This is a genomic window from uncultured Nostoc sp. (genome assembly GCF_937863485.1).
Lineage (GTDB): Bacteria > Cyanobacteriota > Cyanobacteriia > Cyanobacteriales > Nostocaceae > Nostoc.
The window spans coordinates 38,323-60,654 of record NZ_CALMFY010000020.1 but is presented as its reverse complement, the minus strand read 5'-3'; the positions used below and the strand labels follow the sequence as shown (position 1 = coordinate 60,654).

At 40.8% G+C, this 22,332-nt stretch carries 16 protein-coding genes; 4 read left to right on the top strand and 12 right to left on the bottom strand.

What is annotated here, in order from left to right:
- Positions 1-327: 327 nt before the first annotated feature.
- The 3 genes from truB to Q0541_RS03090 form a co-directional block, all read right to left on the bottom strand.
- A complete protein-coding gene (gene truB / locus Q0541_RS03100; protein WP_273762612.1) occupies positions 328-1,206 on the bottom strand; it encodes a tRNA pseudouridine(55) synthase TruB in 879 nt (292 codons plus the stop codon).
- Between the two features lie 604 nt (positions 1,207-1,810).
- On the bottom strand, positions 1,811-3,454 hold the full coding sequence (locus Q0541_RS03095) for an alpha/beta hydrolase (RefSeq protein ID WP_298905328.1): 1,644 nt from the start codon (positions 3,452-3,454) through the stop codon (positions 1,811-1,813).
- A 496-nt stretch (positions 3,455-3,950) separates the two neighbouring features.
- Positions 3,951-4,874 (bottom strand): DMT family transporter, encoded by a 924-nt coding sequence (locus tag Q0541_RS03090; protein ID WP_298905327.1) that lies wholly within the window; start codon positions 4,872-4,874, stop codon positions 3,951-3,953.
- A gap of 379 nt (positions 4,875-5,253) precedes the next feature.
- On the opposite strand from Q0541_RS03090, the gene Q0541_RS03085 reads away from it, so the two are divergent.
- On the top strand, positions 5,254-7,443 hold the full coding sequence (locus Q0541_RS03085; protein ID WP_298905326.1) for a cytochrome c peroxidase: 2,190 nt from the start codon (positions 5,254-5,256) through the stop codon (positions 7,441-7,443).
- Between the two features lie 237 nt (positions 7,444-7,680).
- On the opposite strand, the gene Q0541_RS03080 is transcribed toward Q0541_RS03085, so the two are convergent.
- Complete coding sequence (locus tag Q0541_RS03080) at positions 7,681-8,859, bottom strand: GNAT family N-acetyltransferase (RefSeq protein WP_298905325.1); 1,179 nt, start codon at positions 8,857-8,859, stop codon at positions 7,681-7,683.
- A gap of 396 nt (positions 8,860-9,255) precedes the next feature.
- On the opposite strand from Q0541_RS03080, the gene Q0541_RS03075 reads away from it, so the two are divergent.
- From Q0541_RS03075 to ptsP, 3 genes are all read left to right on the top strand, one after another.
- Entirely contained in the window at positions 9,256-9,867 is a 612-nt protein-coding gene (locus tag Q0541_RS03075; RefSeq protein WP_298905323.1) for a hypothetical protein, read from the top strand.
- A gap of 71 nt (positions 9,868-9,938) precedes the next feature.
- On the top strand, positions 9,939-10,223 hold the full coding sequence (locus tag Q0541_RS03070) for a hypothetical protein (RefSeq protein ID WP_298905321.1): 285 nt from the start codon (positions 9,939-9,941) through the stop codon (positions 10,221-10,223).
- A gap of 94 nt (positions 10,224-10,317) precedes the next feature.
- Positions 10,318-12,834 carry a phosphoenolpyruvate--protein phosphotransferase gene (gene ptsP, locus Q0541_RS03065; RefSeq protein ID WP_298905335.1) on the top strand — a complete coding sequence of 839 codons (2,517 nt, stop codon included), beginning with the start codon at positions 10,318-10,320 and terminating at the stop codon, positions 12,832-12,834.
- 20 nt (positions 12,835-12,854) lie between these two features.
- Here the strand turns inward: ptsP and Q0541_RS03060 are convergent, their stop codons facing one another.
- From Q0541_RS03060 to Q0541_RS03025, 8 genes are all read right to left on the bottom strand, one after another.
- Positions 12,855-13,244: a hypothetical protein gene (locus Q0541_RS03060; RefSeq protein ID WP_298905319.1), complete on the bottom strand. Its 390-nt coding sequence runs from the start codon at positions 13,242-13,244 to the stop codon at positions 12,855-12,857.
- A gap of 296 nt (positions 13,245-13,540) precedes the next feature.
- Positions 13,541-13,837 carry a hypothetical protein gene (locus Q0541_RS03055; RefSeq protein ID WP_298905317.1) on the bottom strand — a complete coding sequence of 99 codons (297 nt, stop codon included), beginning with the start codon at positions 13,835-13,837 and terminating at the stop codon, positions 13,541-13,543.
- 278 nt (positions 13,838-14,115) lie between these two features.
- Positions 14,116-16,212, bottom strand: coding sequence for a TonB-dependent receptor (locus Q0541_RS03050; RefSeq protein WP_298905315.1), 2,097 nt, complete (start codon positions 16,210-16,212; stop codon positions 14,116-14,118).
- Positions 16,213-16,754: 542 nt separating this feature from the next.
- On the bottom strand, positions 16,755-17,111 hold the full coding sequence (locus Q0541_RS03045) for a hypothetical protein (RefSeq protein WP_298905313.1): 357 nt from the start codon (positions 17,109-17,111) through the stop codon (positions 16,755-16,757).
- A gap of 12 nt (positions 17,112-17,123) precedes the next feature.
- Entirely contained in the window at positions 17,124-18,002 is an 879-nt protein-coding gene (locus tag Q0541_RS03040) for a hypothetical protein (protein WP_298905311.1), read from the bottom strand.
- A 689-nt stretch (positions 18,003-18,691) separates the two neighbouring features.
- A complete protein-coding gene (gene petJ / locus Q0541_RS03035; RefSeq protein ID WP_298905309.1) occupies positions 18,692-19,027 on the bottom strand; it encodes a cytochrome c6 PetJ in 336 nt (111 codons plus the stop codon).
- Between the two features lie 755 nt (positions 19,028-19,782).
- Entirely contained in the window at positions 19,783-20,274 is a 492-nt protein-coding gene (locus Q0541_RS03030) for a GNAT family N-acetyltransferase (RefSeq protein WP_298905307.1), read from the bottom strand.
- 414 nt (positions 20,275-20,688) lie between these two features.
- Positions 20,689-21,861 (bottom strand): RpoD/SigA family RNA polymerase sigma factor, encoded by a 1,173-nt coding sequence (locus Q0541_RS03025; protein ID WP_298905305.1) that lies wholly within the window; start codon positions 21,859-21,861, stop codon positions 20,689-20,691.
- Positions 21,862-22,332: the final 471 nt, after the last annotated feature.

Below are 22,332 nucleotides of genomic sequence, written 5' to 3'. Positions count from 1 at the left end.
GTTATCGCCCTTGAGTACGGCACCTAGAATCAGAGGTGGTGCGTTAGCCTTTGGCTAACGCACCCTACGTATATTTCAGAAATCAAATATCAGTCCTATAGTAAAGCTTATACTTATGCAATTCAGAAGCGTTTAAATATTTGCCATTCTGGTCATATTTGCTCGCTTACAAACCAAACTAGCAAATCACTCGTTGTTTGATATGTGATATCAGATTGAATATCTGCCCAATTATTGGGTAAAGCTCCCATTTAATTTACTATTGGTGATAATTTTACAGATTCTGCCTAAATGTGTTCAAATTAAAACCTTCAATTTACCAGACTTTCAAGAAATAGGTTCAAAAACCATTTGGGGAATCAACACTTCGTCTTGTAATTGCCCAATACCTAAAAAGCGAGTCTCTTGATCATAAACTCTCACTATTCCAGAAACATCGAAAGTTAGAGAAATTCGCTGACCTTGACACCATTTTTGAGCAGATGTTGCTGGTAAAGTTACAGATGACAAATGTTTCAAGGCAGCATCAGGTACAAAAGGTTGAAATGTCTGGGCTTGCAGTTTAGTTTCTAAATCTGTGAAAGTGAGACTATCTGTTAAATCGAAACCACTGCTTTGGGTGCGGATCAAAGCCGCAAGAGTGCCACCAGTTTCTAAAATTGCACCTAAGTCACGAGCGATCGCTCTAATATATGTACCAGAACCACAGGCGATCGCCACATCCAATTCGGGAAAATCTCCTTCTCTCCAGTCCAAAATATCTATCTGAAAAACTTCCACTGTTCGCACTGGAACTTCCACCGTTTTACCTTGGCGTGCTAAGTCGTAGAGACGTTTACCATCCACTTGGATTGCACTGTAAATAGGTGGTATTTGCTCAATCTTGCCTTCAAATTGTGCCAGTGCAGTTTTCACTTCTGCCAAACTCAATCCAGCACAAGGTTGAGAAGTGATGATTTCACCTTGTAAATCATCGGTTGTAGTACGCACACCCAGCCGAATCGTGGCTTTGTAAGCTTTGTTTTCTGGCAGATACTGCAATAATCTTGTGGCTTTACCAAGGGCGATCGGTAATACCCCAGTAGCTGCTGGGTCTAAAGTTCCCGCATGTCCCACACGTTTGAGGCGTAACAATTTTCGCACCCGCGCTACGCAGTCGTGGGAAGTCCAGTCAAATGGTTTGTTTAAGTTGAGAAAACCTTGCACAGTGAAATTTTATAGTTTTTCGTTATTTGGCGACTATTCCTGTTTAGGGGAAACGCCTACCCTTTCAAAAGGCAGCAAACAAAGATTATTCCCCTACTCGTAATGGTAGGCTCACTTGCGCCTGTAGTCCACGATAAAGTCATCTTTGCTACAATCGCCCGCTTTTAAGCGTGTGTTACCTTCTGCTTTGATGAATATAGCCAAGCGACATGAAGATATGTGAGAGCCAATGCTGTTAAGCTTTCTTGCGTAAACGGGGTTATTCCAAAACCAAGTATCATCAGTCACAGCTAAATGAATGCTTTTCTGTAAAAGGTATAGTTTTGCTGTACCTACTAAAAATGGTTTTAAATCTATCTTAAGAAAGATTTCGGAGTTAGGCTAACGCATCACCTCTGATTCTAGGTGCGTTACGCTACGCGATAACACACCCTACTACATATACTTAGATTTTTTCAAAAATTAAATCGGATTGCTATATTTATTTGCATCTTCATGCAAATAAACTGCACATACATAATTAATTAAGTCTATACAGGTCAAATAAAAATCATCACATGCAGCAATGCAACACCAATATCCAACATCCAAAATCCGAAGCTGACTATGGTGTTGGGAACTTTTTTTTTAAAGGTTTTGCTCCTTCCAAATCTAGCAATTGTGCCAATTCTGTTGTATTCAATGACTTGACAAGATTCAAACCAAGAGACTTACTAGAAATGCTTTGAGTGTAGGCGGCGTTAAGGTAGGGGGTGTATTGTGACCTTCCTGAAACATAGGTTTGGAAGAAAGGTAAACTTAAAACATTCATGTAACGACGCGCTTGGGAAGCATCACCAATCATATCGGCAGGTAATGCTACTTGTTGATTTGCAGGGTTACCGTTGCCAATGGTGGAAAAGTGGGTGCCACCTACAAGCATGACGAGATACTTTTGTGAATTAGTGAACCAGGAGAAAGGTAGAATTTGTTCGGATAAAGCTGGTGCAACTGTATCATCACTACTGCTGACAATCATCACTGGAGTTTTAATTTGACTTAAGCCAGCTTTGCCGAAAATAGAACTAGTAATAGGATTAACTGCGATCGCAGCTTTTACTCTCTCATCCCGCAGGTTATAATCCTTGGCAGATTTGCTGATGTTCAATTCTAAAGCACGACACTGGAGCAGTAAAGACATGTTCCAAGTATTTTGCAGCGCTGCTGGTTGACAGTCTTTTTTTAACTGCTCAAAGTTGATTTTAGCGCCTGCCAGGGCCAAGGCTGTGTAGCCTCCCAAAGATTGACCAAATACTCCAACTTGTTGCAGATTTAACCGACCTTTAAATCGTGAATCAGATTGGTTACCTTTTTCCAATTGATTCAATATATATGTTACATCCAAAGGTCGGTCTTTAAATTCACTTGGTTCTGCTACATCATTGGCGCGTCCATTCAACAGAGAATGTAATTGTTTAGCATCACTACCAGGATGATTGGGAACGGCGACGGCAAATCCGTAGGAAGCTAGGTGAGTGGCTAAATATTGAAAGTTGCTGCTGTCTAAACCCAAGCCGTGAGAAATCACAATTATCGGTGCAGCATTCTGGACATTGGGAATATAAACATCAGTTAATAAAGGCCTATTGCGGCTTGAGTCGAAAAACTTCAGGGTATATTTTTGTGATTTAAACTTTCCCGGAACCTGTAAATCAGACAATTGCGAGAAAATTGGTTGTTTTATGGTATCAGCTTCAATTTTAGACTCTTGGGAAACTGCTGCGATCGCTCGATGCGTTTTATTAACAAGTTTCTCCAATTCTGTAGCTATTTCTAAAGTCTGCGCTACATCAAGGTTAATCCTGTTGGTGGGATATTTACGCAACACATTCAAAAGTGTCAAGCCTCCTGATTCAGCAGAGGCTAAAATTACCGCCGAACGCAAAGCATGAAGTTCTGGTTGAGGAGATTTGGTTTTAATCACTTGCGCCAACCGATGCAGCAAAAATTCTCCTTGCGGTGTGTAGAGAAATTGCGAAAGTACTACCGGACTAACTTTCACACGATTAAGTAAAATCTGCCGCAATTCTTGAAGCTGTTGAAGAGGCAGATATTGCTGATAGGCTGCCAAATCGTCGTCAATTACACCTGTTTTAGCGTAGTTTTCTAAAGTAGTGACTGAAATAGAAAGCTCTAAAGCTGAATAAGATGCATAAATCCGCTCTGCTGCCAAGACAGAATTACTAATTCCAAACGTTGGCAGTATCATTGAAAGAACCAGCAACAGGAAATTTTTTCTCAGGCTGCTGGCCCAATTACCAAACAAACTATTCATCGCTCAACTGTTTCGGTAGTCTGGTTTTATTAAGTGTTGGCTTTGGTAGTTATTCGGACACCCTGCTTGGTTTACTTAAATTATTAGCCTCAATTTTATCAAAACAGAATTTAGGAGTCAGTCGTTATAATTCAGGATGAATTGTGTATGACTTGCGAATGGAGAAAGCTTTATCTGACTCCTGAATTCTGTTTTATGAATTCTTATTTAAGAATTTTTATCTTGGCTATAAAGTCAAAAATCAGATACTACGGAGTCGCACAGATGAGTAAAATATCCATCTTCCAAGAGGCTGACTCCAGTAGTTTTCCTTCACCATCAAATCATAACAAATAAAAAATCTTCTGCCTCAGTACTTATATTGTAGCTTTGAATATGGCATGAATTCACTAAATGAAAAACCCAGTAAAAATCCAGAAAATTCTTTCTATTAATCAGCTTTTACCAAAGCGATCGCTACTGAGCCTGTGACTACTAAAGCCGCTCCTAATATTGCGATGAAAGTGAAGTGTTCTGCTGGTATCCAATAAGGTGCAATAACTGATACAACTCCGACTGATATTAATGTCACAATGGGAGCTAAAGCTAATACTGCGCTCACTCGTGATGCTTCCCAATGTTCTAATGATTCGGCAAAAGCACTGTAAGCGATTAAAGTATTCAAAGCACAAAAAAGCAACATTCCTAAGTGTAAAGTATCAAGTATAAAAAGCGATTTTACTCTGGCTAGAGGAGTGAATAATAAAGCACAGCCCCCGTAAATAATCAGCATGATACTAGAAGAAGATAAAGATTGTAATAACTGCTTTTGTGCCAAAGCATAAATAGCCCATGCTGCGGCTCCTAGCACAATCAAAACACTACCTAGTATATATGTGCCATGCGCTGTAATTAAATTCCTTAGTTGTTCACCAAAAAATAAAAGGTAACCGCAAGTTAGTACACTTATACCAATCCATTGATACAGTCGATAACGTTCTTTAAAAATTACTAACCCTCCTAAACCTAATAAAAGGGTAGATAATTGAATGAGGACTTCAGCGTTAGCAGGCGATGTTAGTGCTAAACCTTGCATGAAGAAAAAGTAATTAATCCCTAAAAAGATTGTAGCGATCGCTAATAATTTCCCAGAAGCAAAAAACAATTGTTCTAACTTTGGTAATTTACCGCGTATTCCTAAATACACAGTAAGTAGTAAAAAAGATACCAAAAAGCGAAACCAAATGACGGTATATACATCAAGCACTTGCAAAGTTACCGTCAGAGCAATAGGTAAAATTCCCCACAATAAGACCGTCAATAGCGATAACCCTAGCCCTAAGCGCCACCGACCAGAACTTTGATGTAGTGACATTCAAATATCCTACTCAAAGTAGGGCTAATAACAAGCTGAAATACATCTATTTAGCATATCTATATTTTATCAAACTCTTGTGGAGAAGGGATATTAGCAGCTTAGTTAATCTAACTTAAAATAGAACAGCTTACCTCTCCCATTCAATTTCTTGGTAGTCATATGACGTTTTTTGTTCACATAAAATTGGTAAATTGTGTAGTTACTTTACATGAATATTAAATTTATAATTGTCGCGTAAGTATATAATTTATCCGTTGTTATTTTATTACAAAAAACTATGGGGTTTATACCCTTCATAGGCTTAGTAGTCTTTATTACAGGCTTATCAATTTACTTGCTCCTGACCTCAAGAGGTCGATTTTTGCTCAAATCTTTAGTGACAAAAATAAAGCCCCAAGAGTGGAGATTCAGATATGGTAAGATTAACTACCTGAGATCAAGATTTTTAAGGACTATAACAATTGCTGCGATTATTCTGGCAGCAGTAATAGCTGGAAATACTGTATCAGCCCAGGTTACGCCGCCTCTAGCTTCGCTCAAGAGCGTATCGATTCCAGAACCTAACAATCTTGGAGACTTTGTAAAAGACAAAGTAGCCGCGATCAAATTAGGAAAGACTCTTTTTTGGGATATACAGGTTGGGAGCGACGGACTGACTTCCTGTGCTAGTTGTCACTTCCATGCTGGAGCCGACAATAGATCCAAAAATCAGATTTCTCCTGGGCTTTTGCGGGTTAACGCTGATCGGACATCGAATCCGGATACAGTTTTTGATGTCGGTGGTGCGCCAAACTACCAGCTAAGAAAAGAAGATTTTCCCTTCCACAAGCTGTCAAACCCGAATGATCCCAAGACCATTGTGTCTGACCGTAACGATGTCAGTTCCTCTCAAGGGGTCTCCAATACGAAGTTTGTTGATGTTAAACCTGGTAGCGCGGAAGACGAAGCAAAAACCGAGCCAGATAAGGTGTTTAACGTGGGAGGTACGAATGTGCGCCGCGTCCAGGCGCGTAACACGCCAAGCGTAATTAATGCAGTATTCAACTTCCGCAACTTCTGGGATGGAAGGGCGCAGCGGATCTTTAATGGGGTGAATCCCTTCGGTTTAAGAGACCCTAATGCCTCTGTGGTAAAAGCAAAAAACCCAAATCAGCTCAAATTTGTCAAAGTCAGCCTGAATAATTCGTCTTTGGCTTCCCAGGCGCTCGGCCCACCACTCAGTTCCTTCGAGTCGTCTGCTGATGGTCGCACTTTTCAAGAAATTGGTGATAAGTTCGGGCGAATTGACAACAAAAAATCTCTCACCACACTGCCGCTAGATAATCTAGATAATATTGGTGATACTCTGGTTGACCCGCTACTCAGTTCCGTTGAAGATATTACTGGTAAGTTGGGGCAAATTGGCAACATAAAATCTATCGACGGACTGGTGCAAAATGTTCTGTCAATTAGCGGTACAAAGCTCCCTCGAGTACTGGCGCAAAAGTTAACTAGCCTCAGACCGCTAGGCAAACAGGTTGTGCATCCACAAGACAGCGTTTTAGGTGCAGACAGTAGATCGCCCCAACCCGGACTGAAGGATAGAACCTACGAGCAGCTGGTTAAAGATGCCTTTAAGCCGCAGTGGTGGAAATCTAATCGACTCATCCAAGTTGATGCTCAAGGTAGACGGACTTTTGTCAACACGCCTGATAACTCTTCCCAAACCAATGAGTACACACTGTTGGAGTATAACTTCTCGCTATTCTTTGGGCTTGCAATTCAGTTGTACGAGTCTACACTTATTGCCAATGATACGCCCTTTGATCGCTTCTTGCAAGGAAACACCACAGCCCTAACCAAGCAGCAGCAACTAGGTAAACAACTGTTTGAGGGCAAAGGTCTGTGCATTGGTTGTCATGTTGGCTCAGAATTAACAGCTGCTTCAGTGAGCAACGTGGCTAAAGAGGGACGAATCAAACGTGCGCCCTTCCCTCCAAACAGCCCTGAAGACAATGGCTTCTTCAATATCGGTGTCAGACCTGTTACGGACGATCTCGGTTTGGGTGGTAATGACGGTTTATCTGGTAACGGCCAAGGTAATCCGCTTTCAGAGGCACGATTGGCTCAGTCAGGGAAATTTCAGGCTCTCCTCGGCGAAAATCCCCCCATTCTCACTCCACCGTTGAATCCTAGTGAAACTGTGTTTGCAGACGGAGCCTTCAAAGCACCTGGACTTCGCAATGTGGAACTCACTGCTCCCTACTTTCACAATGGAGGTCAGGCGACTTTAGAGCAAGTGGTTGATTTTTACAATCGGGGTGGTGACTTTGGAGTTCTTCCGCCGCTGAATCTCTCACCAGAAGAAAAACAGCAATTGGTCGCCTTTTTAAAGGGACTGACTGACGAGCGAGTTCGGTATGAGAAAGCGCCCTTTGACCACCCGCAACTATTCGTTCCGAATGGACATCCAGGTAACTCTACCTCTGTTACCAATGACGGTACTGGCAAAGCCACGGATAGCCTACTAGAAATTCCTGCTGTTGGTAGGTATGGTGGTAGTGGCACTCGAAATTTCCTGAACTAACTAACAATTTGAGTTAGTAACTCAGGTGTGGGAGTAGGGGAGCAGGGGGAAAACTTTTAACTCCTAATTCCTAACCGGAGGCGGAGCGTCTCCGGCTCCGCTCCCCACTCCCCTTAAGGGACTGACAAAAAATAAATTATCCAAAATTATTTGTACATTTGTAGGGGACCTTGGCCTTGTGCCCCTACGTTCGCAGAGCGTCCCGCAGGGATGGGATGTTTTTTTAATTGGAAGTCCCTAAAAGTGATCAGCCATCCAAGGCGACGCACCTGCAAATATTTGCGTAGCTGCTAAGATAGCGGTTTCTGTCCCATTCAATTTTCTGGCTTGTTGCAAATAGTACGGGGTGAACAAACTTGTATACAATGGTGCCAATTCTCGGATATCTAGTTGTAACTCACCTCTTCCACCTCTGGTAACTTCACCACGTCCATTGGCGACAGAAAGAATGAATTTACCATTATTTCCAGTTAGCAAATTATCTTGAATTTCTAAGTGCAGTTCAGCTTGGATTCCCGATGGATAACCCCGTGCCTCCAACGCATTGACTACATGTACTACCCGCAACATCCAACGAATCGTATGCCTGATCTTGGCAGTCTGCTCTGGTAGCACCAATGTTAGGGAATCAATCACAGAACTCCTCCATCGCACCCGGTCAATTTGAGAGCGATGATTGGCAAGAAAAGACCAAAAACTTTGTGCAGCAGTATCTGTGAGTATTACCCAATCTTTGATCCGCAGAATTGCGCCATCCTCTGGTGAATGTTGACTGAAGAGGATGTAGCCTTGGGGTTTCTCTTTAGTACCGATAAAATATGCGTAAAATGTTTCCTTCTCATCTGGTTGGATTAAGCGCTCCCAGATTGCTGGATGTCGGTCTAAATATCCATGCGTTTGTCTCGCCTGCTGCTGATATAGCTGATGAAAGATTTCATGATTGATCGGAATTATTGGTTCCAAAGGTAGGGGTTGCTCCCGCACCTGGATACTGTTAGCAGCAACTTCCCAACCACACCAGTGACCCCCCTGCTCATACCCGACTTTTCGGTACAAGCCTTGAATAGAGGGATAAAGAGCGGAGAGCGCTACGCCCCTAGCATAAAGTTCTTTGAGGGTGTGCTGCATTAGGGCGATCGCAGCTCCGGAACCGCGATCCTCTGGAGCAATGCCCACTGCCGCAATTCCTGTCATTGGTACACGTTGACCACCCCACCACTGACCCATATCCAAAGTTGCCAATCCACCAATTACTTGCTGCAATTTACGGATAATCCGGAAATTTTCTACGCCAACGAGATTGATGTAAACTTCCTCGCCACCAAATGCGCTGATATAACACTGCTCAAAGATATACCCCAGTTGCTGAATATCCTGTGGATGGGCGAGAGTGCTGTATTCAAATTGAGCCGTCATCTCTTATACCATTAGTAGGATAAAACCACAATCATACTACAGCAGGCGTTGCCTCAATGCTTCACCACTAATAACTAAACGGCGTAGGCGTAGACTGTCGTAGACATTGCTCCCATTCAAAGACTAGTTGTCAAAATTTAAACGTTTGCAGCTAATGTTAGATCATTCATAAGGTATGTTTAAGCATTTGTAGGTCAGCTATAAGCAATTGCTAAAAATACTTCATCTTTTACAACAAATGCTCTTACATCTATAAGCAATGCTTAAGTCATTGCGGGAAAAGTATAAATTAGTTATGCAAACGTTTTAACATTTGCAACAAATGCTCTTACATTTATAAGCAATGCTTAAATCATTGCAGCAATCATTGCAATTAACTTATAAATCTATTTACTAATGAATCCTGTAATCAATTTATTGCTTTTTTTGCTGCCGATTCTGAGTAGCCTTTGGATAGCCCAAACTTTCAACCCTCTATCTTCTTATCAGCCTCTCCAAGTTATAGACGGGGCAGCTTTATATAAAAAACAATTAACAAATGGTAATGAAGCATATTTACAAGTTATTAATCTGGGCCAAATGCACATAGACCAAATTACCGGAGAGGTAGATAATATGGGTCTAAATGAAGGTAAATATTATAAAGGAGAAGGTAAATATTACAGCCCTTTTTTCAAAACCAAGTTGTTTTCTGAAGTTGCAGACGAATATAAGAAACTTTACGCAAACAACGTTTTTTCTCTAATTAACTGTTCTTTTTTTGAGCAATACCAATCTAGTTCTCAATTATCCTTTCCAATTAAACTCAATGGTGTAGTCATCAGTGGTGGTACTAGCCCTTATGGGCTAATCAAGCAACCAAAAGAGAAATACTATATTAATATTCACCTCAAAGCCCTAGTACCGCAAGGCGGAAGTCAAAAGCCAAAAGTCAAAAGTCAAAAGGATTATGGAATAAGCTCTTTAGGGCTTTTCAATGGTCTGCTTATTTACGCCCTGCTGTACTAGTCTGGAATAGTAAGCAGGCATACATTACCGATTACGACCAAGTTAGTGGTGCGCCTCTCAACCAAAAAGCAGTGAACAATGCCATTGTCACTTACCGATACATCTTGATCAGTCAGCCAGTGAAGAAAGTACTTCCAAAGAAGGATCAACCTTATTTAATATTGTGGCGGGATAATTTTGACGGTGATGTCTCGATTAAGTTGTACGATGGAAACAAACTTATCCAAAACATTTCTTCTCGTACTGCTAGCGATGGAGTTTATGAGTGGACACCACGTATTTCCGTAAAAGAAGGCTATTTTGTTCGCATTTATAGCTGGAAAGACCGGAATATTTTCGGGCAGTTGCAATTGTAATAAAGATCAGCGCTGTTTTTAGCGGTGCGGAATGGGAAAATGAAATGGATAACTAGCTAAACACAAACCTCTCAACAAGGTTGGCGGTGTGGCAGTGATCGGAATTGTCATCGTTTCTCACAGTAAACAACTAGCTTTGGGTGTGCGGGAACTCGCCGCGCAAATGGTTCACGGCCAAGTCCCTATAGCTGTTGCAGCAGGTATTGAAGATCCAGAAAACCCATTGGGTACAGATCCGATCCAGGTTTATGAAGCGATCGCTTCTGTTTTCTCTGATGATGGTGTTTTGGTGTTAATGGATTTGGGTAGTGCTTTGCTGAGTGCAGAAATGGCAATAGAGTTTCTCCCAGAAGCACAGCAGCAAAAAGTGTATCTGTGTGAAGCACCTCTAGTAGAAGGTGCGATCGCTGCTGTTGTTGCTGCTGCTGCTGGTAGGGACATTCACCAAGTGATGGCGGAAGCCCGCGGCGCCCTCCTAGCAAAAGCAACTCAATTGGGTGTAGTTAGTAGTCCGTTGTCAGTTGTCAGTAGCAACACCCCAACAACAAATAGAGAATCACCAACGCCAGAAATCCGGTTGATTGTGAGCAATCGCTTAGGATTACACGCCCGTCCCGCAGCACAGTTTGTAGCAACCGCAGCCCGGTTTCAATCCCAAATTCTGGTGCAGAATTTAACCAGAAATACTGAGCTAGTCAGGGGTGACAGTATTAACCAAGTCACAACTTTAGGGGTACGTCAAGGGCACGAACTAGTGATTACTGCTACTGGTTCGGATGCAGATGAAGCGCTGGCGGCATTACAGGCATTATTCGCAAATAACTTTGGTGAAGATAATGTTGCCTTGAATTCTCCACCAGCATTTCACCATAAAGTTACTCCAGCAACTCACGGCGAACTTTTAGGAATTGCAGCTTCTGCTGGCATAGCGATCGCACCCATTGTTCATTATCAACCCACCCACATTTCGATTAAGGAATATCACGTAGATGATCCTGAAGCAGAGTGGCAACGAGTACAAGCAGCAATTCACACTGCCCGACAGGAAATCCAAGCAGTTTTTTCACAAGCATCTATTCAAATTGGTGATGCTGAAGCCGCCATCTTTGATGCCCAACTACTATTTTTAGAAGATCCAGTATTGTTAGAAGCGGCTAAAGAGCGCATTTTAGAACACCATTTAAATGCTGAAGCCGCTTGGCAAGCCGTAGTAGATGAAGTAGCAACTTCCTACCACACACTTGAAGATTCTTACCTACAAGAGCGAGTTGACGATGTTGTGGATGTCGGGCAAAGAGTGCTGCGATTACTAGCTGGGAATGCCCCTGCAAAAGTGCATCTTTCTGAACCGGCGATTTTGGTAGCGACTGATTTAACTCCTTCAGATACCGCTGGACTAGATCCGACAAAGGTGTTGGGTATTTGTACTACTTCAGGTAGCGCCACTTCTCACAGCGCCATTATCGCCCGGACATTAGGTATTCCCGCAGTTTTGGGAGTGGATGCCCAGGTGTTGCACTTGGCGGATGGTACAGTTATGGCACTTGATGGTGAAAGTGGCAGAGCTTGGGTAGAACCAGAATCACATATCCTAGATTTACTGGCAGCAAAGCAGTCAGCTTGGCAAACTGCCCAACACCAAGCACTAGCTACGGCACACCAGCCAGCAATTACTCGTGATCGTCGGCAAATTAGCGTCTTCGCAAATATTGGTAGTATAAGTGATGTCCAAGTTGCTGTGGCTAGTGGTGCCCAAGGCGTGGGACTACTCCGCACTGAGTTTCTCTATCTCGAACGGACAAACGCCCCCACTGAAGAAGAACAACTAGAAGTGTATCAGGCGATCGCCCAAGTTTTAGATCATCGTCCGTTGATTATTCGTACCTTAGATGTAGGTGGGGATAAGCCACTCCCCTATCTGAGAGTAGGGTTAAGAGAAGCTAACCCTTTCTTAGGTTCACGGGGAATTCGTTTCTGTTTGGATAATTTAGATTTGTTCAAAACTCAGTTACGGGCAATTTTGAGAGCCAGTGTGGAACACCAAATTAAGATCATGTTGCCGATGATTGCTACTGTGACGGAGGTACGTGCTGCTAAGGTAATTTTGGGTGAAGTGCAGGCTGAACTAAATCAAGCTGGTATCCCCTTCGATGCAGCGATGAAAGTAGGAATTATGATAGAGGTACCCTCAGCTGTGGCGATCGCTGATCAGTTAGCTGCTGAAGTAGACTTCTTTAGTATCGGCACTAATGATCTGAGTCAGTACGTCATGGCTAGCGATCGCACTAATCCCCGCGTGGCAAATTTGGTTGATGCGCTACACCCAGCAGTGTTACGAATGGTGCAGCAAGCTATCCAAGCTGCTAATGCGGCAGGGATTTCCGTGGGATTATGTGGAGAATTAGCAGCTGATACTTTAGCAACACCAATTTTACTAGGTTTAGGGCTGGATGAATTGAGCGTGAATCCTCAAAGTATAGCTGGAGTCAAGCAAGCGATCGCTCGGTTAAGTATAGTTGAATGTGAAGCGATCGTGGCATCAGCATTACAACAAGATTCCGCAATTCATGTCAGAGAACTAATCTCAACTTCAGTTACTCCCCCTGCATAATACTAATTCACAATTAATCGTTAAAATCTTATTCCCAGTTGCCCGTTAAAGCCACGAATAGAATTGTAACCAGCACCTACAAAAACGTTATTAGTAGCACCTACCTGAACACCACCTGAAACTGCAACACCTTTATCTTGTGAATAAAGTCCAACTCCTACATAAGGTGAAATGACAGGTAAACTGATAAATTTTAAAACATCTACTCCCGTAGCACCATCAGGCCCAGTTCCTATCTCAACCCCGAAATTTAAAGCCCTAGCTCCTACAGCATAAGTTATATCACTATCTTTTCCACCGACAGAAACCCAAGGTTGCGGTATAAGTTGAGCCGATGCTTGACTTGGGGCAAATAAAGCTAACAAACCTATGAATGTAAATAATGTTTTAGCAATAATCGCTATTTTCACCTTGTTCTTTTCCACTAACTGTTTGTTTTCTCACAGCTACCCTTGCTTCAGCACTACTGTTAACTAAGGTTTATCCATGATGGCTAATCGTGACGGATTGAACCTCATCTGAGTGCCCAATGAGTGCAAACATTATTTTGGGAATGTAATATTAATTACAGCATTATTCATGTATTTGAACCACATCATTAAAGGTTTGTAGTAAGCAAGAAAGCTTTGAGAGATTACCTCGTTCCCAGTCTCCGACTGGGAATGACTACTTTGAGGCTCCGCCTCCCTTACTCGCATCAGCATCCCTACTCAAAAGTGGATACATCTCGCAGTACATTAGGAATTTCCCCTTGAGAAAAAGGAAACTCCAGCAAGGTTTCTCTAAGACCCAAATACCCAGATTCAGCAAACGACAAAAGCATTCGGGAAAGCGCTAGCCAAACCTCCGGTTCGTATTCCCAATCACGATAACGGGAAGCTTGACCAGCAATTGAACGTAGCGCCCAGAAATAAGAGTTCCGCACCACCGAACCACCCTTCTTAAACTCTGGCAAATCTTCGTGGTGGATTAAAAGTATTTTATTTTCAATTCTGGCTCTCATAGCAATTTTGGATTTTAGATTAAAAGTAAATCTTAATACCGATTATCTCTGAGGTTGCATAGAACCAGTTGCTCAAGCCCCTTGTTTCACCAAGCTTGATTTTGTACAGTTTCACAAAGAATGGGTACAAGTAGCGTGCATTGCGGCTTTAGCTTAACGCACCATATTGGATGGCGGTGTGTTGTCTTTACCAAAAAACTCTTTAAAAAATTTCAAATAATCCTATTTATCCCAATAATCTAGAGATTTTGCAATGACAAAATCTCTAGATTTAATACCTAAAAATTGGCGCTTAAACCCAAACGAAAAGTGAATCCAGGGCTATAGATGCGATTAACTCGCTCATATTGCTCACCGAGCAGATTTTCTAAGTAAACTGTCAGTCCTAAATTCCTAGTTAAAGGTATACGACCGCTCAAATCTAAATTTACAAAAGATGGTGCAAAATCTGTAGTCTTGTCATCAGGGTTAGTAAAGAAGGCTCTACGAGCGCCACTATTGTAAGTAACATACAAGTTAGCCTGCCATCCTGCATTTTCATAACCTACACCGCTTTGGAGTACAGAGTAGGGAATCAAACCTAACTGTAAACCTCTCTCGGAGCCTGTTTTTATTTGGGAATCTGTATAAGTATAGTTGAGGAAAGTTGACCAGCCAGCCGCAATTCTTAATTGTAATGCAGCCTCTAAACCATTGGTATCTACCAGTCCAATGTTTGCCCATTTTCCATCTATTACTCCCAAGCGATCGCCTATACTACTACCAAAGTAAGTAAACTGTCCAATCAGATTTTCCGAAAAATTGACATCTACTCCCGCACTCCAAGTAGAGCCAGTTTCTGGTCTTAAATCAGGATTAGGTTCCCAACCATGAACTGTATCATAAACATATAACTGATCTAACCCAGGATTTCGTTGTCCCCCTGCCCAACTTCCACGCACTGCTACTATTGGTGTGATGGCATAACGTAACCCAACACTAGGGTTGAGATAATTTCCAAACTGGCTTTCAAAAGTTTGCCTTAGCCCTAAATCTATCAAAAAATTCTCATTAATATTCCAAGTATTGACAGCAAATAAAGCTGTATTGAATAAATTCCTATCTTCAGTTTCATTCTTGGCAATACTACTAGGATTTGTACTCAAAACATCACCAGTTAAATCGGTGTTTTTCAAATCTAATCCCCAGCGTAATTTATTATTGGAAGTTACTTTCCACTCATGATCTACCCTGGCTGTAAGTTGTTGTGTATCTAAAGACCCTCTACGATAAAATGATGCTCCTGTAGGGCCATAGGTACTGAAATAATCTTGGTTATAGCCAATTGAGGTTGTAAGATTGGAGCTTTCCCCATTACCTAGCCGAGTTTTCCAGGATAAGCCAACGTTTAAACCATCGTGGTCTAATCTATCTCTTTGGAGAGGGAAACCGAAATAAATTAAGCCGCGACGACTGCTGAGTTTAGTAACATCTAAATTCAAAGAATTTTTCTGATCTAAATCTAGTCCAATGCTACCAAAATAAGTACTTGTAGCTGTGTCTGCATTTGATAAAAATCCCTGACTATCACGATTTGCTGCACCTACAGGGACGCGGTAACGGTTATCTGTAAAGAATCTTTCAAAGCTGAAGTTGTACTTTACATTATCAGATGAACCACCATAGCTCACTTGTTGATTATTTAAACTTAATGAGCCAAATTCTGCACTAGCACTCAATTTAGGTTTGCCATAACCTTCCTTGGTGATGATATTCACAACTCCCCCAAAGGCTGATGAACCATACAAAGCAGAGGCTGTCCCGCTGTATAATTCCACTCGCTCAATAGCCTCTACAGGAATACTATTTAAGTCAGTTCCACCATGATAAGTGTTAACATTATTGTTAATTGGTCTGCCATTAATCAGAAATACAGATTGATTAATTGAGGCTCCCCGATAGTATGTACCTGTGTGAGTATCTGCACCATGACCTACATCATTGATCGCAAAACCAGGCATTCTTTTCAAAATATCGGCTAAACTTGTAGCGCCCTGCTTTTGAATTTCTTCTTTATCAATTACGTAAGTTGGAGTAGATTGAGGTAGGTTATCTTTTTCTCCGATCGCCTCTATGTGAATGTCTGCATCATCGCTCGGAGTTTGCTCTGTTTCGGATTGAGTTTCTGGATTAACTTCATTCGGTGCAGATTGTTGAGTTAATAATTCGGCATTAATAGCGGGTAGCTCGATTTCACTCAAACTCGGAATATCTGAAATAACTTCGGTTGATTTATCAGTATTTCTCTGTTTAATTTCACTCTCAGCAGCAAAGCCAGGAAACGCTATCAGTAAACCTGGTAAAGCAGCTGTTAGCAACAAAAAATCCTTTTTCACGTTCTCTTTCACACCAACTAAAAACAGTCACCACGTAATATTGTTGCTGTAATAGTAAAATCATGTCAAAAGACACGCTGTCATATTTCCACGACTCAGATTTTCAATTTCTCTAATAAATCGCTAATCTTGCTATTCACAAATAATTAAGTAGGGCTATAGCAGTTTGTAGCTGAATAACGTACAGAAAAAAATAATTAACCACAGATAAACACACATACTCGTAGGGACACGGCAATACCGTGTCCCTACCCATGTACCTCATTCAAATGAGAATTGCTATATAGCAATTTTTAATTGTGTGAAGTATGTAAAATTTTTATAGATACAACATTACAGTTTCAAAAACTCTTTTTACTCATAACTTTAATTAAAAAACGCAGAGCTTCATTTACTGCTTCCGAATTGGGAAACATTTCTGCAACATCTGGCTCTAACAAAACTGTCAATTTTTTAATATTATTGTGATTATCTTCGCAATTTTTCACATTATTGTCCGTCAAACTACGATTTGATTGAGTTTTATTTTGTATTATGGTTGTTTAGAAAGATGCAGCATTTAATTTATTAACTAGCGATTCCCAACTACTAACTTTCAGGTTAAAGTGAGCCTTTGCATCCCGTAATGTTTTAAACTGCCGCTTGAGAATATCAATAGTATAAATATGCTTCTGAGATACCTGTTTCTCTACATTAAGGTCTGACTCAACCATATCAACTACTTCATTAATAAGTCGGTCATGATTTTCGGCAATTTGAGCAGCAGCCCCTAAAATCCGAGAAGTTGTTTTTATTTGTACATCAGTCTCTTGTTTAAGGCGATCAGCAATACTGCGAATTTGATCTCCCAGCCTTGCTTTACCTTGTTTTCGCGTGGTTGGGAGTGATTTTTTGCTCATGAGTATGCTTATTTATTCAGAAAGTATATCTTTAATAGCTAGCCAAATGCGTTTAAACTTTTGTACCAAACCCATAGGATTGTTAGTTGTTTCTTCTTCTACCGAATCAACTAGAGATTGAATCCGATCCATACGTTCTGCTACAACGTAAAGACTGTTTACTGCTTCATCTTTACTTTCTAAGGATTCACGTAGTAGCACAACCATCTGGGCAATTTCCTGTTTTAGTCGTTCATTCTCAGCTTTACGGCGAGTTTCCCATCCCTTAATACCAGCTTTAGAACGTCGCTCAAGCTTGAGTTCTGTTTTAGCCTCATTGTATAAACTCAAATACATTTCTCGTTCAGAGTCTACTGCATCATATTTAGTAAGCAATTCAGTCGCTCTCACTTTTTCTGCGTTGTAGAGGCAGAGGGTTTGTTTGTGACTTTGTTGTTCATCAATATATAACTGGTAATTTTGAGTGACTCGCTCTTTTAGCTCATTAGCTTCGAGTTGGCAAGTTTGGATCTCTCGCTGGTAAATATGAATTAGCTGGGATATTTTCGTTTTTTCTTCGTTGTAAAGGTAGAGCGTCTTTTGATGATTTTCTTGCTCATCAATATAAAATCGATAATTTTGAGAAACACGCTCTTTTAGTTCATTAGCCTCAATTTGGTAAGTTTGAATCTCTTGCTGAACATGAACTAGTTGGGATGCAGCTTCCTGGTATTCTTTTGCACGTTCTTGCGACTCATCACGTTGAGATACAGTTTCCTGAAGATTGGCACAGACAGTCATCAATGAAAGTCTTAACTCATAAGGAGGAGTTGGTTCTTTCTGCCGTAAGTGAGGATTATTAAGACCGTTGTCATGATTAGAATCTTTACGATCCGCTCTTTTGATTGCCATAATTTCAGTTCCTACGCGAGCATTTGTTATAGTAAAATGTTTAGTTTAGCCAAGATGAACTTATTGAAGTGTGATCTCGGTTCTACTGGTAATATGATCTGACTCTGAGTTGAGATATCTTTTATTCTTTCTCAGGCGCTCAAATTTCCAAAGTGCGATCTCCAAGGGCTAGAGATATTGCGCTTCATAAGCAAGCTAGGCTCCAAAAGGTTAAGGGCAATAAGCCTCAAAGCCTCTTCCCTTGTAGCAATTACGAATTACGTTAGCCTTGATAAAACTGGAAGCTTCGCAAACTCTTCAGTAAATCTAGAGTTTTTTGTAGGTAACTTGCTTTCCTTAGTTTTCAAAGTACTCAGATGCTTTTTGTAAATCAGCGATCGCTATCAGCTACAGCAAAATATTTCTGAAGTTCAATCGCCTGATTTAAATTCTCTATTGCTACCTGGTAATCACCGCCCCCCATCTTATCTCCACCCAATTCTCAGAAATCATCCGCTGTAATTTACGTGATAGATATGGGTGATAAATGTGCGGATAGATTCAAATAAATCAAAGGTAAAGCAATAATTACACTGATAAATAATCACCAAAAATCAGTTATAAACATCCTATTTGACAATTTCGGCTACCCTAAAATTAGCGGGACAAAAAGCCCCACTAATTGTTAATCCTTGAAGTTAGATTTTAGTCTACTTCCAGTCCTTATCTGCTTGTAAAAGCACATAAGCAGTTACATCTTCAATCTGGTCAGGTTTCAAACGTTTGCCGAAAGCAGGCATGGCATTTTTACCTTTTGTAACTTGGGCGATAATCGCCTCTGCTGAGTACATACCATACTTTTCCAAAGCATCTTTCTTCAGGTTTTTTTGCGCTTGAACCAGATTCTTACCTCCCGCGTGACAAGAGGCACAATTGGCACTAAATACTTTAGATCCACTAACAGCATCTGCTGCCAATGCTGGACTACTGAAGGCAAAGGTGAAGATTGCTATGCCTAAAAGCATTACTGTAATAACTTTTTTCATTTGGTGTTCTCTCTCTCTGGAATAACGGCTTATTCGGTGCAATATCCTCCATAATTGTCAGTTGAACTGCTGCCATAGTCAAACGACAATCTGTCAAACTTCCTTTGAAAGTTTTTGGATTTTGAATATTCCTGGTTTTAGATTCAGAGGTGTTAGTACAGAGCGATGTCTGATGATGAAAATGCAAGTTTATATAAATTTAAATACTTTATAACCAACAAATGATAGGTGTTTAAGGATGAAATGTTCAACATGAAAATTGTCTTGCTTCATCCTTTGTTCTTTAGTTCACAGATCCTAACTGATACCGATTACCTGTCAATCAATTTTGGATTTTGGATAATAGAATTTAGATTCATCCCAGCAATTAAGTCAGTGGCAAGGCATAAAATGTTTGGATTTTGGATAATAAAATTCTTTTCGCGTTTAAATTCGCTTGCTCTCAAACATTTATAAATAAGTAAGTCGGTGCTAATATTTCAAGCTATGTTAATAAATTTAAATCGTTGGTGTGTTGTCGCCAAGCGCTGCACCATCAAAGATTCAAGGTGCGTTAGCCTACGGCGTAACACACCCTACTTCAACTTTATATTTCTTCATATACATTGAATTTTTCTCGCCGACTTACTTAATGGAACGCAAGAATATTCAATCCACAATCCAAAATCCAAAATTTAAAATCTAAAATTCGGTGAGGTTGCTCCAGAACTTGGAGATTTTGCCCCAAGTCTGACCAAGCTTTATTTTGTGCAGTTTCACAAAGAATTAATATTAGGAAGCATATCTTCTGTGACACGGCAAATTTGCCAATCATCTAATATAGATGCTCCCATACTACGGTAGAATGCTTTAGCTGATTCGTTCCAATCCAACACACTCCACTCTAACCGTCCACAATCACGTTCTACAGCTATCTGGGCTACTTTAGTAATCAGAGCCTTACCAATACCTTGCCTGCGATATTCTGGTAAAACAAATAAGTCTTCCAGATAAATTCCTGGCTTGGTCAAAAATGTTGAATAATTATGAAAAAATAGGGCAAAACCAACAGCTTGACCCGCAGATTCTGCTAAAATCGCTTCTATATACTTGTGTGAACCAAATAAATGCTCCTTAAGTGCCAGAGCATTGCCAGTGACAGCGTGAGATAATTTTTCATACTCAGCAAGCCCCTGAATTAATTTAAACAGTACGCTGTAATCAGCTGGTTCAGCAAAACGCACAATCAAATTGCTACACGAAGTCATTAGTCTATAGTCCATAGTTCATAGTCCATAGTCTATAGGCAAGTGTGCAAATTTTTTGAGTCATCACTAAAGAAAAGCCTAAAAAACCTACAAAACGCCCGGTTTTTGCGAATTGGAGTAGGCGAAGCTGAAGAATATAATATACAGATACAAGCTCTCTAAATTTCTTAGAAAGGTGGATTTAATCAAGAGCAAGTTTTGTCCGATGTGTTATCGCCGAGAGGACGGCAGCATCATGAATTTTAGGTGCATTAAGACAAATGTCTATAACACAACGCCAGTTGCTACAACGGAGAGAACCTCCGCAACGCACTGGCTCCCCGACGAAATTTCAAGTTTTGCACTTTATTTTATCCATGTTCGTTAGTGGAGTTAATTAGATCAGATATTGCATCTCTATCTTCATCAATGTAATTAAATCAACCAACCTTTTAAGCGTTTGGCTATATGGGGACGTCGCAATTTTCGCATGGCTTTGCTTTGAATTTGTCGGACTCGCTCACGAGAAAGATTAAACATATTGCCAACTTCTTCTAAGGTACAGGGTTCGCTGGTCGTCAAACCATAGCGTAGAGAAATCACATCTTTCTCTCGTGGAGTTAACACGTCACCCAAGACTTCCCAAATCTCCTGACGCATCATGTTTTCATTCATTTTTGCTTCTGGAGACAGATTATCTTCATCTTCTAGCAAATCCATCAATTCCGTGTCTTCTTCTTTACCGACGCGGTGGTTGAGAGAAAGTGCTTGACGCCGTAGTTGTTGTAGTTGGCGTAGTTGTTGCACACTAATTTCCAAAGCTTCTGCCATTTCGCCTTCAGTAGGATTGCGACAGAGTTTTTGTTTGAGTTCCCGTTGGGCTTTTTTCAGCTTGTTAAGCTTTTCAACAATATGAATAGGTAGCCGGATTGTCCGCGCATCGTTAGCTATAGCCCTGGTAATTGCTTGTCTAATCCACCAGTAGGCGTAAGTAGAAAATTTATATCCCTTATCAGGATCGAACTTTTCTGTAGCGCGATTTAAACCCATTGCTCCTTCCTGAATTAAATCCAGAAAAGGCACTCCCCGATTCAGATATCGCTTGGCAATAGAAACTACCAATCTCAAGTTCGAGCGAATCATTTTACGTTTCGCTACTCTACCTTGATACAAGCGACTTTCTAATTGCTTTTCCGTCATTTCTAGCTCGGAAGATACTTCTAACTTGGTAGGTTCTTGTCCCAGTTTTAAGTGTAAGGCAGCTTGTAATTCCCTAACTTCTTCTAGAAACCTAACTCGCCGTGCTAACTCTACCTCTTCATCAGCTTTTAGAAGCGGATAACGCGCCATCTCTTTAAAAAACGCGCCTACGGCATCATCATGCTCGGTTTTATTGTATCCCGAAGGACGAGCCGCCGCCATTTCATCCCCGTCGCGTTCGTCTGATTCCAGATTTTCTATTACAATTGGAGGTTCTTCATCTGCCACTGCATCTAAACTATCGAGTGATGGTTCTTCAATATCAGCAGTGTTCTCCAGTATTTCCATTTTTCCCAATTCAACAATATTCATAGTTTTCTTTAGGGATTGTTGCTTTATTTGGTACATAATTTAGTTACAGCTACTCGCTTGAGGCTTGGTAGTTTTCCCTAAGGGACGAATGCACCCGTTTATATAGTGAAATACAGGCTTATGCTACTTTATCTTCAGGAATAAAAATCGGCATCTACCTACCACTTATGGGTTACGGTTAGATACAACCTATAACGAAACTGGCGTTGGCACCCAACAAAACTTTATTCTCAGGCTCTTAACAGATTATATTCTTCATTTTTTTCTTAATTACCAAATATGTCAAACCCCCTCAAACTTTCTCAACCTTAACAAACATAAAAATCTCAGCTAACCATCCAAATCTCTTAAACTTTCATATATTTTTCTAAATACTTATTTTTAATTTTGAGGTGTTGGAAGTCACTGGATCAATCAAAAACCTAGTGCTGGGGTTATGTATTCCCGATTCAAGTTACCCAGATAATACCAATTACAATAATGAGAGCTTATTTTCGGGATGTTCTT

Coding starts and splice junctions, on each gene's coding strand:
- Q0541_RS03040 (WP_298905311.1), bottom strand. CDS start 18,002: ATGGCAATCAAAAGAGCGGATCGTAAAGATTCTAATCATGACAACGGT.
- Q0541_RS03075 (WP_298905323.1), top strand. CDS start 9,256: ATGAATCCTGTAATCAATTTATTGCTTTTTTTGCTGCCGATTCTGAGT.
- Q0541_RS03095 (WP_298905328.1), bottom strand. CDS start 3,454: ATGATACTGCCAACGTTTGGAATTAGTAATTCTGTCTTGGCAGCAGAG.
- Q0541_RS03025 (WP_298905305.1), bottom strand. CDS start 21,861: ATGTACCAAATAAAGCAACAATCCCTAAAGAAAACTATGAATATTGTT.
- Q0541_RS03045 (WP_298905313.1), bottom strand. CDS start 17,111: ATGAGCAAAAAATCACTCCCAACCACGCGAAAACAAGGTAAAGCAAGG.
- Q0541_RS03055 (WP_298905317.1), bottom strand. CDS start 13,837: ATGAGAGCCAGAATTGAAAATAAAATACTTTTAATCCACCACGAAGAT.
- Q0541_RS03080 (WP_298905325.1), bottom strand. CDS start 8,859: ATGACGGCTCAATTTGAATACAGCACTCTCGCCCATCCACAGGATATT.
- Q0541_RS03090 (WP_298905327.1), bottom strand. CDS start 4,874: ATGTCACTACATCAAAGTTCTGGTCGGTGGCGCTTAGGGCTAGGGTTA.
- petJ (WP_298905309.1), bottom strand. CDS start 19,027: ATGAAAAAAGTTATTACAGTAATGCTTTTAGGCATAGCAATCTTCACC.
- Q0541_RS03030 (WP_298905307.1), bottom strand. CDS start 20,274: ATGACTTCGTGTAGCAATTTGATTGTGCGTTTTGCTGAACCAGCTGAT.